Source organism: Neobacillus oceani (genome assembly GCF_046237595.1).
GTDB classification, from domain to species: domain Bacteria; phylum Bacillota; class Bacilli; order Bacillales; family Cytobacillaceae; genus Bacillus_D; species Bacillus_D oceani.
Window position 1 is genome coordinate 4,035,308 of record NZ_CP143543.1, and the last position, 13,746, is coordinate 4,049,053.

The 13,746-nt window shown below is 39.0% G+C and carries 10 protein-coding genes and 2 pseudogenes; 1 reads left to right on the plus strand and 11 read right to left on the minus strand.

What is annotated here, in order from left to right:
• Positions 1-101: 101 nt before the first annotated feature.
• From V1499_RS20485 to allW, 11 genes and pseudogenes are all read right to left on the minus strand, one after another.
• Complete coding sequence (locus tag V1499_RS20485) at positions 102-695, minus strand: hydrolase (RefSeq protein ID WP_409276353.1); 594 nt, start codon at positions 693-695, stop codon at positions 102-104.
• A 781-nt stretch (positions 696-1,476) separates the two neighbouring features.
• Positions 1,477-2,064: pseudogene (locus V1499_RS20490) on the minus strand (3-hydroxybutyrate dehydrogenase); the annotation flags it as partial.
• A gap of 109 nt (positions 2,065-2,173) precedes the next feature.
• Positions 2,174-2,785 (minus strand): NAD(P)H:quinone oxidoreductase, encoded by a 612-nt coding sequence (gene wrbA / locus V1499_RS20495; RefSeq protein WP_409276354.1) that lies wholly within the window; start codon positions 2,783-2,785, stop codon positions 2,174-2,176.
• A 145-nt stretch (positions 2,786-2,930) separates the two neighbouring features.
• Positions 2,931-3,323 carry a DoxX family protein gene (locus tag V1499_RS20500; protein WP_409272138.1) on the minus strand — a complete coding sequence of 131 codons (393 nt, stop codon included), beginning with the start codon at positions 3,321-3,323 and terminating at the stop codon, positions 2,931-2,933.
• A 279-nt stretch (positions 3,324-3,602) separates the two neighbouring features.
• Complete coding sequence (gene allE, locus V1499_RS20505) at positions 3,603-4,367, minus strand: (S)-ureidoglycine aminohydrolase (RefSeq protein WP_409272139.1); 765 nt, start codon at positions 4,365-4,367, stop codon at positions 3,603-3,605.
• Between the two features lie 38 nt (positions 4,368-4,405).
• The gene (gene allD, locus V1499_RS20510) at positions 4,406-5,455 is read right to left on the minus strand and encodes an ureidoglycolate dehydrogenase (protein ID WP_409272141.1); all 1,050 of its coding nucleotides are present in this window, start codon (positions 5,453-5,455) and stop codon (positions 4,406-4,408) included.
• A gap of 28 nt (positions 5,456-5,483) precedes the next feature.
• Positions 5,484-6,715, minus strand: a pseudogene (gene allC / locus V1499_RS20515) (allantoate deiminase).
• Positions 6,716-6,765: 50 nt separating this feature from the next.
• Positions 6,766-8,040 (minus strand): MFS transporter, encoded by a 1,275-nt coding sequence (locus V1499_RS20520; RefSeq protein WP_409272142.1) that lies wholly within the window; start codon positions 8,038-8,040, stop codon positions 6,766-6,768.
• A gap of 69 nt (positions 8,041-8,109) precedes the next feature.
• Positions 8,110-9,441 carry an allantoinase gene (locus V1499_RS20525; protein ID WP_409272144.1) on the minus strand — a complete coding sequence of 444 codons (1,332 nt, stop codon included), beginning with the start codon at positions 9,439-9,441 and terminating at the stop codon, positions 8,110-8,112.
• Positions 9,442-9,529: 88 nt separating this feature from the next.
• Positions 9,530-10,885, minus strand: a complete 1,356-nt coding sequence (allB, locus tag V1499_RS20530; RefSeq protein WP_409272146.1) for an allantoinase AllB — start codon at positions 10,883-10,885, stop codon at positions 9,530-9,532.
• A 170-nt stretch (positions 10,886-11,055) separates the two neighbouring features.
• The gene (gene allW / locus V1499_RS20535) at positions 11,056-12,483 is read right to left on the minus strand and encodes an allantoin permease (RefSeq protein ID WP_409272147.1); all 1,428 of its coding nucleotides are present in this window, start codon (positions 12,481-12,483) and stop codon (positions 11,056-11,058) included.
• A 581-nt stretch (positions 12,484-13,064) separates the two neighbouring features.
• Here allW and V1499_RS20540 point away from each other — a divergent pair.
• Positions 13,065-13,385 carry a winged helix-turn-helix transcriptional regulator gene (locus tag V1499_RS20540; protein ID WP_409272149.1) on the plus strand — a complete coding sequence of 107 codons (321 nt, stop codon included), beginning with the start codon at positions 13,065-13,067 and terminating at the stop codon, positions 13,383-13,385.
• Positions 13,386-13,746 lie beyond the last annotated feature (361 nt).

Sequence of the window (13,746 nt, forward strand, 5' to 3'; positions counted from 1 at the left end):
AATTTTAGTTCTAGGACCAAAAAATTTTTATGAAAATATGAGAAAATGCCTCCCTATCATTTTATAAATAGGAAGGCATTTTATTTTTAATTATTATTTATTTATTTTCCTTCTTTTGCACCGAACATTTCTTCAGCATATATAGCACCCAAACCGTATGCACCGCCATGTTCTTTAGCAATGGACATTACACCATCATATGTTTCTTGGTTAGCCCAGTCACGTTGCAGTTCAAGCATATATTGCATCCAAGTGATTGGAGTTGCTCCTGCTTGTATCATGCGCTCTACCGCCATATCATGTGCTTCTGTCGTAACCCCGCCTGAAGCATCGGTTACTACATAAACCTCATAACCATCTTCAAGTGCATCAAGTACTGGCATTACGACACAAACTTCAGTCCAAAGACCAGCTACTACTAATTTTTTCTTTCCTGCCTTTTTAACTGCATCGACAACTTTTTGATCATCCCAAGCATTCATGGATGTACGGTCGATAATTTCCTGCTCAGGAAATACTGCTTTAATTTCCGGGAAAATTTGCCCGCTAAAAGTATCAGCAGCGACCGTTGATAGTATAGTTGGTACATTGAAAAGTTTCGCAGATTTTGCAAGAGCTTCAACGTTGTTACGAACTTCCGCTACATCATGCGACTTAGTGGCAAATGCCATCTGCGGTTGATGGTCAATCAACATCAATGAATGGTTGTCCGGTGTCAAAATGTCCGAAGTGGTAGTTGCTTTTACTTGAGCTTTTACTTGAGCTTTTCCATTTGCTGATACTTTGGAAGCCCCTCCATCTGCAAAAGATGCAGCTCCAACAAGTCCTAAAGCCATAGATAACGCAAGTCCAGTAGCAGTGATTTTCTTAAAAATTCCTTTTTTCATCTTAGTCACTCTCCATAATTTAATTATTTGATATTTTTGTTTTATCTTTCGCAAATCCATCCCAATCAATCTACTTCTCTCTGAAACTCCCCCTTGTTGCTGATTGAATCCAAGTTATTAATTTAAGATCAGCCGGCTTAAATATACTCAGTGGTATATTTTTAATTAATAAATCTTTAATTAATATATCTTGAATTTAAGATAAATATAAACCATTATTAAAATATCGTCAATTATAATGAACTAAAATATTTTTAATTAAAGATAATTTTTAACGCTACCTTAATAACTTTCTCAATTTAAACTACGGAAACTGCATATCCACCGTTCTTACACGTTCCCAAAAGCACTCGGAACCGATAAGCCTGGCAACCGCAAGTTTATAGTTCACTAAGAACAAACTATCCAGGTATTTGCCTCGTGTTTTATTATTTTGTCCGCCAATAAGAAAATATTAGATTGAACAATAATGTTCTAACCTAATTTACTCCTTAAAACCCCTTATCTATTGGTTCACAAACTTTATATATATTAGAAAAGAACTAAAAAAAACTGAAAGGAGTTGTTAACTTCTTTCAGCCTATCTTTTTTATTGAGCTGTATATCCACCGTCAATTACGATAGCTTGTCCGGTTACACTCTTAGCCTTATCTCTTGCTAGGAACAACGCATAATCAGCAATTTCACTTACATCAAGCGAACGTTTTTGAGGTACAAGCGGGAGAAGAACTTCTGCTAATACATCTTCTACAGGTACATTCCGGGATTTTGCAAGGTCAGCCATTTGTCCACGAACAAGTGGAGTATCGACATATCCAGGTGCAATAGCATTCACTGTAATACCATGTTCAGCGCCTTCCAATGCAGCGACCTTTGTAAGGCCAATAACCCCGTGCTTCGCGCTGTTGTATGCAGCCTTGCCTGCAAATCCAATCAAGCCATTAATTGAAGCAATGTTAATAATCCTGCCAAACTTTTGCTCTTTCATAATCGGGAATACATGTTTTGTTAGGATGAATAGTGCAGTAAGCATGATTTTTTGCATCAACTCAAACTTGGCAGTAGGGAACTCTTCTATTGGTGATACATGCTGTAACCCACCATTGTTAATAGCAATATCAACGATACCATATGTTTCTTTAGCCACATTGACTAGATGAATCGATTCTTCCTCACTTTGTTACATCCGGCACAGCAGTTACATTTGACTGCGTCTCACTTTTTGAAAAGGATTTTGAAGAGAACGCAAAAGAGCCAATCGAATTCGATTGGCTCTTTATTATAAATTATTGATTTCCTTTTTTAACCCACTCAGCAACTGTAACTGTACGTTTTGCTTGATGCTTAACAGCACCCTCAACATCCTCAATCATCTTACCATCTTGTCCAACTGTTACACTTGTTCCATATGGATTTCCACCTGCACCAAAGATAACTGGATCAGTGTAACCAGGAGTGGCAATAATTGCACCCCAGTGCATCATTGAAGTATACAACGATAAAAGAGTGGCTTCTTGACCACCGTGCGGATTTTGCGCAGAAGTCATAGCACTTACTACTTTGTTGATTGTTTTTCCATTCGCCCATAGCCCGCCTTGAATATCAAGGAATTGTTTCATTTGTGATGGCATATTTCCAAAACGTGTTGGAACACTAAAAATAATAGCATCTGCCCATTCAAGATCCTCCGATGTTGCAACTGGAACGTCTTTTGTTGCTGCTACGGTTGATTTCCATCCTTCATTTCCTTCAATCGCTGATTGTGGAGCTAATTCTTGTACTTTTAAAACTCTAACCTCAGCACCTGCTTCTTTTGCTCCTTCTGCAGCCCATTTTGCTAATTGATAGTTTGTTCCACCCATACTATAAAATACTACTGCTAATTTAACATTTGTCATATTTTCCATCTCCTTTGATTTTCTAAATAATTTATCGAAAAACCCCATATTTACACCTTCTTCTTTTTTTTTACCTAATAAGAACCTCCATGAAAATACATTATTAATGGAGGTAGTTCTTCGTATTCGACCAGGAAACCTAATTTTAAGCTTCCCTCCCCTTAAATATTAGTTGCCCAAGAGAAAATAACTTACTGCCATTCAAAACCATGTGCACCGCAAGGACTAGTAACACAAGGTCGAAAACATAGCCATTTAGAAATCCATCCGGCAATTTCACCGTAAAGATTGCACCAATCATGATCAAACCAAATAGTAGTGAAACGATCCGAGTCCCTAAACCAAGAATAATTGCAATACCACCTACTAATTCAATGGTAGCTACTGGATAAGCAATGAATCCTGGAATTCCTATACTATCAAACCAACCTGCTGTATTCTCTATACCACCTTGAAACTTAGAAACTCCGTTTGCTAAAAAGACAAGACCTAGCATAACACGAAGTAATAAGGTTCCAATTTCATTTCTGTTTGACATAAGATGTTCCTCCAATATTTAATACTTTTTATCTCCGATTCATATATTATCATGTTATATATTTTTAATTCAAGATATTTGATTGTATTTTTATATAGTAATTTTTCCCGACCATCTAAAATTGATAAGATGTAAACCTAAATATAAAGAGCTTTACATTAAATCTTACTGAAATTTATAATAAACAATAAAATATGTGCTAATAAATACAAACAGAGTAGAACCAATCAATTGACTGATTCTCTCTCTTTTATATAATGATTAAATTAAATGGCTTTTTTATAATTCTTCATCACGGTTGCAGTCTTTTGAATAGACGTATGTTAAATTTTCTCTTCCTACTGCATAGGCTGCCTGATGTACGTAAGGCCCCATGAAAATATAATCGCCTTTCTTTACTGGAATCCAGTTATTATCCAAGTTATACATTCCTTCTCCGGACAGTAAATAGGCTCCATGCTCTTGCACATGCGTTTCAATAAACGGATGGCTAGCAGCTGGATCAAAGGATAGAATATGGAAATTCATATCAAAATCAAGATCTGCTGGCAATAGATCCTTAATGTTAACATTATGCATATCGTCATAAATTCTATATTCAATGTTATTAGCGTGGCCTGAAACAACCCAAGGCTTTCGCCCTTCTAGTGGTTTATATTTTTTCTTGTAAAGGAACAGTTTGGACTCCCCTTCTTGTAGGTTTTCCAAATACAATTTTGTTCCTGGCGGACAATATAGATAGCCGCTTTCTTCAAGAATAAATTCTTCCTCGCCTGCAGCTGCCTTCACTTTTCCATCAATAACATATACGAAAGTCTGTACGTCTGCTTGTCCACCAAAGCCTTCGCTATTTTTACCACCTTTTCGCATTGTCACAATGTAATCGACAAAGCTCGCTCCAAGCTTAGGAGATCCTAATACGGAAATCACACAATTTTCGAATCCGGGAATAACATTATTCACCAATCCTTCTGGTGCTATTAATGCAAATTTCCCATGTTCAATGATCGATCTGCTTGATAATAAGTCTTTTGGATAACCCATCTCAAAAACGCTCCTTTTTCTCATTACTATATAAGTTATTATTTTGCAAATGGATCCTTATCGTCGTATTTATTGTAGTGAACGACATCTGACTCAAGGTAACGATACACTTCGTCGACAATTTCAATCCCTTCCAGCCTGGATTTTTGTTCAATTATTGTCGTGTTTTGGCCAGGATATAATACCTGGTCGAAGCCTGGCGCTGGTTTAATATTATTTAAATCACTCATTGTTTTTGAAATGTTTTCTTTAAATGTTGTTAAGTCTGTAAAATATGCTGGATTGATGACAATATGAAGCTGGCCTAAATTTCGCCCTTCACTTAAATCATGATACATGGATGAAACACGGTTTCCGAATGGCAATCCGAGTAAAATGCCTGATAATACGTCCACCATCATCATTAAGCCATAGCCTTTCGGTCCCGCGATTGGGAGTAAAGCATTTACTTTAAACGGATCTGTCGTCGGCTCACCATTTTTATCGACCGCCCATGTATCAGGAATCGATTCATTCTTTGATCGCGCATGAAGGATTTTTCCCCATGCTTGGACTGTAGTGGCCATGTCAAAGGTAATCATGTCATCATTTTTACCTGGGGCCGCAAACGCAATTGGATTGGTCCCATAGTACGGTTCAACACCTCCAAAAGGAACGACCATTGGATCCGATTGAACAAGTGAAAGACCAATTAAACCTTCTCTAGCAGCTTGTTGAACATAGTATGAAAGAGCTCCGCTGTGGCTGATCCGTTTCACTCCAACTACTGCTACTCCAAACTCTTTCGCCATTTCGATGGCGCGATCCATCGCTTTTTTTGCAGCCACATGCCCGACACCGTTATCACCGTGGAAGATCCCAGTGCTTGGTCCTGTCTTTTCAAATGCAAAATTCGGGTTTGTGTTAATGCCCCCTTTCGCAATTCTTTCAGCATAATATTCCACTCGCATTGCTCCATGGGAATGAACCCCCCGAAGGTCTGCATGGACTAATACATCAGCTACTCCTTCAGCATGTTCTTCTGAAAGGCCAGCTTTGTTCAGCTTTACTTTAATTAGTTTTTTTAAAGCATCTTCTGTTGTTTTCATATTTATAATCTCCTATTCATTTAGATTATTATTCTTTGTAAGCCAATTCATACAATGAATCTATTAGAGCTTTAACGCCCGTTGCTAGATTTTCCGGACTTGTATATTCTAATGGATTGTGGCTGATGCCCTTATGGCTCGGCACAAATATCATAGCTGTGGGCACAAGTGGTGCAATGATTTGAGAATCATGTCCTGCTCCGCTATGCATGAGTTTGTAATTGAATCCATTTTCTTTCACTTGTTTCTCAATGGCTTCAACTACTTGTTGATCCATCGGAATTGGGTCCTCATCCATCCACATATCGATGTTAATTTCTAACCCGGACTCGGCGGCAACACGATTAATAATCGTTGCTAATTCCTCAGTAAACTTTACAAGCATCTCTTTTTCAGTATGCCGGACATCCAATGTAAATAATGCGCTACCCGGAACCACATTCACGATGTTCGGCTTTACCTCGATTTTTCCTACTGTCGCAACAAGTGGATCGCCATATTCAACGGCCTTGCTAATGACGCCGTGAATCATTTGGCTTGCTGCAAATACGGCATCCTTACGATACCCCATCGGCGTTGTGCCGGCATGGTTTGCTACCCCCGTTACCTCAATCGTAAAACGCCTTTGGCCGACAATACTGTTGACAACCCCTATATCTTTCCTTCATTCTCCAAAACATTTCCTTGCTCAATATGAATTTCAACAAAGGCTTTTAAATCATTCCGGACTGAATTTGATTCATTCCTAAAATCAAAACCGGCTCCTCTCATCGCATGTACAAAAGGAACGCCATTAAAATCCGCTATGTTTTCAACATCCTCTTTTTTCGCGATGCCAACAAGGTTTTTTGAACCCCAGAAAGCATATGGAAAACGGCTTCCTTCTTCTTCAGCAAACGAGACTACTTCAAGATTGCGGAGCGGCTGCCCATATTTGGCTTTTAAAAATCGAATCGCTAAAATACCAGCGAGAATTCCGAATGCACCGTCTAATTTACCGCCATTTTTAACTGTATCAACGTGAGATCCAGTTAAAATTGTTTCATTGCTATACTTCGTTCCTTCCAAGCGCCCAAACAGATTGCCAATTTCGTCATAATAAGTAGTCAATCCATCTTCTTTGAGCATTTTTTCTAACGCTTTTTGTGCCTCGATCCACTCGTTTGTATAAAGCAGCCGAGTAACGCCGCCTTCAGGATCCTTGCCATATTCACCCAGCCAATCAACGAGTTGAGATACTTCACGTGTTAAATCTTTCACATTTATCTAACCTTTCCTATTTTTTACGATCATTTACTTCCTTTTTACTTTTACTGCTGTAGGCTTGCTTTACCTTTTCGGTCTTCTTTAAAGAACATCATTAGAAAGAACCCTACGATTAGAACAATGACTGCTGAGTAAAATCCGGCGGCCATGCTGCCTGTTTTATCAGCAAGAAAACCAACAAACCAAGGGGCGATTACTGACGACAACATTCCCATAAAATTAAAGACACTAAATGCAACCCCATATGCCGTTGGAGTAACATTTTCAGAAACAGACGAGATCAGAATCGGATCCAATGCAATTTTGCCAAATAACCCATAAACCAACAGTGCCAGAATCAATAAAAATGTATTGTCAACGTAAACCGTTGCCCACAATGCAATCGCAGCAACTGGAATAAGAATAAATACGAGTGGCTTCTTCCTGCCTGAGCGATCCGAAATATAACTTGCGATAAGCGCCCCCGGTATCGAAGCCAAAGGGACCAAAGCCGATATCAAACCAACTTGACTGCCGTGAAAGCCCCTTTCTGTTTCCAAAAACTTTGGCAGCCAGGTGACAACAACGGTAAAGCCATAAATGGAACAAAACAAGACAAGAAAAGTAATCAAAAGATTGCGGTTTTTAAATAAAGATAAAACCGAAACTTTTTCTCCCTTCTTCGATGGCTCTACTAGCTGTTCACGTTGTTTCGACTCCTTATCTGGATTTTTTTCCTTTACCAATACTGAAATAAGGATCCCGACAAGAACGGTAAGTACGCCGAAGATATAAAAGGGAACACTCCAGCTCATGCCCTTATCCAAAACTAATGTACTCGACAAGACAAAACCGAAAGCAATTCCCAACCCCGATCCACTGTTAATAATCGCACTGCCTTCAGTTCTATTTTTTTCCGGGATTGCTTCGGATGACAGGGCAAATTGTGGGCCGTAATAGGTGGCTGAAGAAAATCCCGCTAAAGCACGAGCCACTAAAAAGCCTGTAAAACCAGCCATGAGGCCACTGATCCCTGTCAATATTCCATATAAAATAAACCCGATGACAAGCAACTTTTTCCTTCCAAATTTATCACTGAAAGCTCCTGCTGGAATTTGCGCGACTGTGTAAGTCAGAAAGAATATACTATTGACCAAACCAAGCTGGCTATTGTTCAGGCTATACTCTAGGCCAATCTCCCCTAAAATAGGATTCAAAAAATATTTATTTGCATTTATAAACATCCACCCTAATGTGAATGCAAACACCACTTTCCACCAATATGGAATGATAAATTTCTTGTTCATTACCACTTGTTGTTCTTTTTCATTTGATGCCATAAAGGTAACTCTCCTTTCCTTTGATGATTACTGTAGGAACGGAAAGTCATAAAAAACATTCCGTAATTTTTATTTTTGTATTGGTTTTCCGTTTTCGAACACGACTTTCCCGCCAACAATGGTTGTCTTCACTTTTCCTTTAAATGTCATACCCACATATGGGGAGTGCTGGTGGCGGTAGAACAGGTCTTCGTTCTTTAGTTCAAAGCTTTCATTCAGGTTGACAATCGCCAAGTCAGCATCGTATCCTTCCGCGATTGTTCCTTTCGTTGAAAGTCCGAACAATTTTGCCGGGTTTGTCGCAGTCAATTCAACAATCTTTTCCAATGGTAGATTTCGTTTAAAATGGCCTTCAGTCAACATGATATTCAAAGTAGACTGAGCACCGGAGATACCGCCCCAACCTTCAAAATAGTTGTCTGTTATTTTTTTCATGGATGCTGGCGCTGGTGAATGGTCGGAGGCGATGACATTGATTTCACCATTGGCAATTGCAACCCAAAGATCTTCTACTTCTTCTTCATCTCTTAACGGAGGAGCACATTTCGCCAATGCTCCTTTTTCTTCTAAATCTTTTACTGTTAATGACAAATAATGTGGGCATGTTTCGACTGTTACATCCACGCCTCTTTGTTTAGCTTCATTAATAACCTGAACGACCTTTCGGCTGCTCGCATGGACGATATGGAGTTTACATCCAGTTGCTTCTGCATAAGAGATTACTCTTCTAACCGCTTCGATTTCGGAAATAATCGGCCGAGATTCAACAAAGTCTCTTGCAGTTGTTTTGCCTTGGCTTTGTTTTTCTTTTGCGAGCTGATCAGTAATAACCGTACTTTCCGCATGAACAGCAAGAAGAGAACCTAGAGAAGCAATCTCTTTCATCCCTTTATAAATTGTTTCATCATCAACATTATTGAAATCTGCAATTCCGCTTGGTGACATGAACGCCTTAAATCCGATAACGCCATTTTCATGAAGTTCCTTTAAATCATCAATATTCTCCGGTACTAGTCCGCCCCAGAAACGTGGATTAACAATCGATTTTTTATCGGCAGCGGAGCTTTTCAGTTCCAAATTGGCTTTGTTAATTGTCGGTGGCGTACTATTCAATGGCATATCAAAGAATGTTGTAACACCGCCTGCAGCCAAGCTTTTGCTTCCTGTCTCCAGCCCTTCCCATTCCGTTCTGCCTGGTTCATTAAAATGGACGTGTGTGTCAATCAAACCCGGAAGGATATGAAGCCCTTCAGCGTTAATCTCTTTATCCGCTGTTGCCTCTAAAGGTTTGCCAATAGATACTTCTTTAATTTTGCCATCCTTGACTGCAATATCACCTTGGACGATTGAATCAGCTGTAACGATTGTTCCATTTTTTATAATTAAATCGTAATTAACCATGGTTCTCCTCCATTATTTCTTCGCATTGACCCTTGCCGTTTTTACATTGGCAAGGGTCTTGATTATATTATCTGTTGCCTTGTTCTTATTACTTTGCGGAAATTAGCTTTCCAACAGGGTTACCAACAATGCCTTTCTCCAAATCGAAAACGACATTCCCGCGCACGATTGTTTTCGTCACACGGCAGTCAATCTTCCGGCCTTCATACGCACTGTGTTTATTTTTATAGTAGAGATCTTCCCTTTTCACTGTATAAGACTGGTTCGGATCAACCAGGATAATATCGGCGTCCTTTGAAACGGCTATTTCGCCTTTATGAGGCAAGTTAAAGCGCTCAGCTGGGTTGGTTGCGATTAAATCGACAAACTTGTGTACAGGTAGTCCACGTTGTTTCACAGCCAAATCAAACATGAGGTCGACGTTATTTTGCGCTCCGCTGATTCCGCCCCATGCTTCCCAAAGGTTTCCTTGCTTCAAGTCCTCAGTACAAGGCGAATGGTCGGATGTCAGCCAGTCAATATTGCCGTTTAGAAGCTCGTCCCATAGCTTTGCTTGGTCTTCTGCCTTTCTAATTGGAGGCTGGCATTTTGCCCTAGGGCCAATTTCATCTACCTGCTCGGCAGTAAAGGCGAAATAGTGTGGGCATGATTCAACTGTTACATTCACACCCTCTTCACGGGCTTTTAAAATAGCTTGAATCGCCTCTGATGTACTAATGTGCACTAAATGCAATTTACAGCCAGTTTCTTTTGCAAAAAGAAGGGCGCGTTGGACGGCATCCACTTCTGTAAAAACAGGGCGGGATTCCGCATATTCTACCCCAGAATTCTTGCCTGCTTCAGCAAATTCTTTAGCAAGCCCAGATGTAACCGAAGGATTTTCCGCATGGATGCACAGCAGCTGATCCAGTTCCGCTAATTTCTGCATCCCCTTATACAAGGTATAATCATCGACATTTGTAAAATCTCCAGGAATATCGCTTGTGATATCAGACATGAAGCATTTAAACGCCAGAACCCCTGCATCAGCCAATTCCTCCAGCTTTTCCAGATTATCTGGCACGAGACCCCCATAAAAGGCATAGTCAACATAGTTTTGTGTTTTTGCCGCTTCAAGCTTCAGATCCAATGCCTTTTTATTGATTGTTGCCGGGAGTGCGTTCAATGGCATTTCCACATAACTAGTCGTTCCTCCGGCTGCCAAAGCCTTCGATCCTGTTTCAAAGCCTTCCCATTCTGTCCTTCCCGGTTCGCTGATGTGGACATGTGTATCAATCATTCCAGGCATGACATATTGCCCATTCGCATCAATGATTTCTTTTGCATCCTTAGTAATTTGCTCAGCAATGCAGGTGATTTTTTCGTTTTTTATTCCAATATCAACCTTTCGAACCCCATCCCGGAATACAACATTGCCGCCTTTAATAAGTAAATCAAGTGCCATTATTAAAACCCCTTTCGATAAAAAAGATTAATACCCACCGTCAAAATTTCCTTTTGTTTGACATTCCCCTAGCAGTATTCCTTTAAAAATTGCTGCCTGACACCCCAATTAATATTGATAAATCTTTTTTCTAGCTACTTTTCTAAATTCATTTTGCTCAGCTTTGTTCACTACACACTTTTTATGCTACGCATCTGAAGGACAATGTAGATAATAAACGCTGAAATAACCCCAACAAACCACGAAATTTCATAAAGCGGCTTTAACAACGGGACGAAATTACCGATTAAGCAAAGTACCCCCGCAATAGTAGCTGTAATAAGGGCATTTACATTAAATCCATTTTTATAGTTGTATTTACCGTCCTTGGAATATAATTCTCCCAACTCAATTTCTGTTTTTGATACCACAAAATAATGAGCTAACATAACACCTGCTATCGGAGCTAGTAAGCCGCCAACGATATTTAAGAATGTAAAAATACTTGTCGCATTCTCCATAAGTTTCCAAGGCATTACAAGAATCCCAATTACAGCTGCAATCATTGCACCTGACTTAAACGTTAATTTTTTCGGGAATAGGGATGCCAACTGGTAACCAGCAGGCACAATATTACCTGTCACATTCACTGATAATGTTGTTAAACATAGTGTTAGAACTGATATTGCTATTGCAAAGGTACTATCAAACCGCGCAACGACATCCAGTACATTCCAAATTGGTGTCCCAAAGGCAATCTCGGAGCCTACAATGATCGAAATACTTGCAATGGCAAACAATAAATAAGTCACGACTAAACCTACTGTTTGTCCAATCGCTTGATCCTTCGTCGAGCGAGCCAGTCTTGTAAAGTCCGACACGTTTACGATAGGGGCTGCCCAAGCAGCAATGATTGCTGTTACAGCTGCAAAAAAGACGATTACTTTATTCCCGCTGACTCCTGCACCTGTATAAGCTAAAATTGGGCCAATACCTCCAGCTAATTTAATTGCCCAAATTGCCATACCGCCAAAAACAATATAGACAAGAGGAGAAAGGATATTTGCAAATTTACCTACAAGTCCCATTCCTCCAAAAATTAGAGCAACATTAAATAACCAGAACAATAGAAATGAAATTAACCCGGGTAATGATAACCCCAAAAGATTCCAATCTCCGCCTAACGTTAAATACGTTCGCCAAAGCTTTCCGATTAGGATAGACAACGCTTGGCTGCCTGCGAATGTTTGAAATCCAAACCACATGATTGCAGCAATTACCCCTCTTAACACTCCTGGAATCATTGCGCCTCTAGTTCCGAAAGATGAGCGTATGAGCATAGAAAAAGGTAAACCATATTTAGATCCTGCATGGCCATTAAGAACCATTGCAGCCGCTAATATAATTGACGCAGTCATAATGACCGCGAAAACTTGTCCAACAGACATCCCTATTGCAAAAAGCCCGCCAATCGCAATATAGTTTGGGATATTATGAACTGAACCCATCCAAATGGAAGTATAATTTCCGACGTTCCAATTCTTATCTTCTAGCTTCGTCGGCAAAATATCTTCGCTAAACCCCGCTTTTATTAATTGTTCACGATTGATTTGTTCCAATCGAATCACCCCTTTTTGTTTCGATCACAAAGCAGAGCCCATCCCGCACTTGAACATTTGATCGATCTAAATTTATTATTTCACTGTCGGTATTTGATAGTTGATTCAAATAGCGGACTGATTTCCAGATTTGAATTTTTTTAGGCTTATTTAGAATTAATTTTTGTTAATGCCTTTGCATTCATACCAGAGTTTGGTTAAGATATTTTTCTTAATCAAACTCTTACATACATACTTTTTAAAAATTTATAAAAATCACCTACTTCACTTTAATCAACAGGTTACTTTTTGTATCAATAAAACATTATATTCACATAATAAATCCTTAGGTTTTATCCGTCAAAGAATTTGTCTTGAATTAAAGATATTTTAATTAAGTATATTTGTGAAAACTATCACAATAAGTAACCATAGTACATTTGTGAACTATTTTAGCAAAACTCCTTAATACTTTTGGAAACGCTTAATTACCTATGTGCCAAGCACTTATTGTGTTACAATAAAACATATATATTATTTTATTTTTCAATAAATGGTTATTAAAAGTAGAAAGAAAACAAATAATGGCAGAGGTGAAACAGTTGAGCAAAGAAGTACCCCAACCACCACTATGCGATAAAATAGAACATTCTTATCAGTTAATCGGAAGAAAATGGGTAGGACTTATTATTCGTTCACTTATTGAGGAACCAAAACGATTTAGTGAGATTCACGCTAATATTCCTGACTTGAGTAAGCGCGTCCTTAATGAACGCCTGAAAGAATTAGAGGAGTCGGGGATTATCCTTCGACATGTCATTACGAGCCGACCTGTGCGCATTGAATATTCCTTAACTAGAAAAGGAAGCGAATTAGGGAGGGCACTTAGAGGTTTAGAAACATGGGCTGAAAATTGGCTTTAAGTGATCAGAGAGGTATATCCTAAGTAAATCATCACTAAATCGCCGTTATTTCACCGTTTATTGAAAAAATTGCATCAAGAACAAACATCGAATTTTTTAGAAGAATAACTATGGAAGAAAAACTGCCACTTGGAGCAGACCTTGAGATTGAAATAATCGCGAAAAGACCTAACCAGAGCGGAACGCAGCAACATTTAAAGTTTAAGGCCAAAAATAAAAGGCATTGGGAATGATTTTTCCCGATGCCTTTTATTTATTTGCTAATTTGAAGGCCGTTCCACTTCGTTTCATGTTATCTATTTTGCCATTTATTATAACCACATAACTAAAACACTGCCATTGCTTCTGTTAATGTAGAATT

What these genes read in the sequence shown, in the direction of transcription:
- V1499_RS20485 (WP_409276353.1), bottom strand. Translation starts at nt 695, where the DNA reads ATGTTGATTGACCATCAACCGCAGATGGCATTTGCCACTAAGTCGCAT.
- wrbA (WP_409276354.1), bottom strand. Translation starts at nt 2,785, where the DNA reads ATGACAAATGTTAAATTAGCAGTAGTATTTTATAGTATGGGTGGAACA.
- V1499_RS20500 (WP_409272138.1), bottom strand. Translation starts at nt 3,323, where the DNA reads ATGTCAAACAGAAATGAAATTGGAACCTTATTACTTCGTGTTATGCTA.
- allE (WP_409272139.1), bottom strand. Translation starts at nt 4,367, where the DNA reads ATGGGTTATCCAAAAGACTTATTATCAAGCAGATCGATCATTGAACAT.
- allD (WP_409272141.1), bottom strand. Translation starts at nt 5,455, where the DNA reads ATGAAAACAACAGAAGATGCTTTAAAAAAACTAATTAAAGTAAAGCTG.
- V1499_RS20520 (WP_409272142.1), bottom strand. Translation starts at nt 8,040, where the DNA reads ATGGCATCAAATGAAAAAGAACAACAAGTGGTAATGAACAAGAAATTT.
- V1499_RS20525 (WP_409272144.1), bottom strand. Translation starts at nt 9,441, where the DNA reads ATGGTTAATTACGATTTAATTATAAAAAATGGAACAATCGTTACAGCT.
- allB (WP_409272146.1), bottom strand. Translation starts at nt 10,885, where the DNA reads ATGGCACTTGATTTACTTATTAAAGGCGGCAATGTTGTATTCCGGGAT.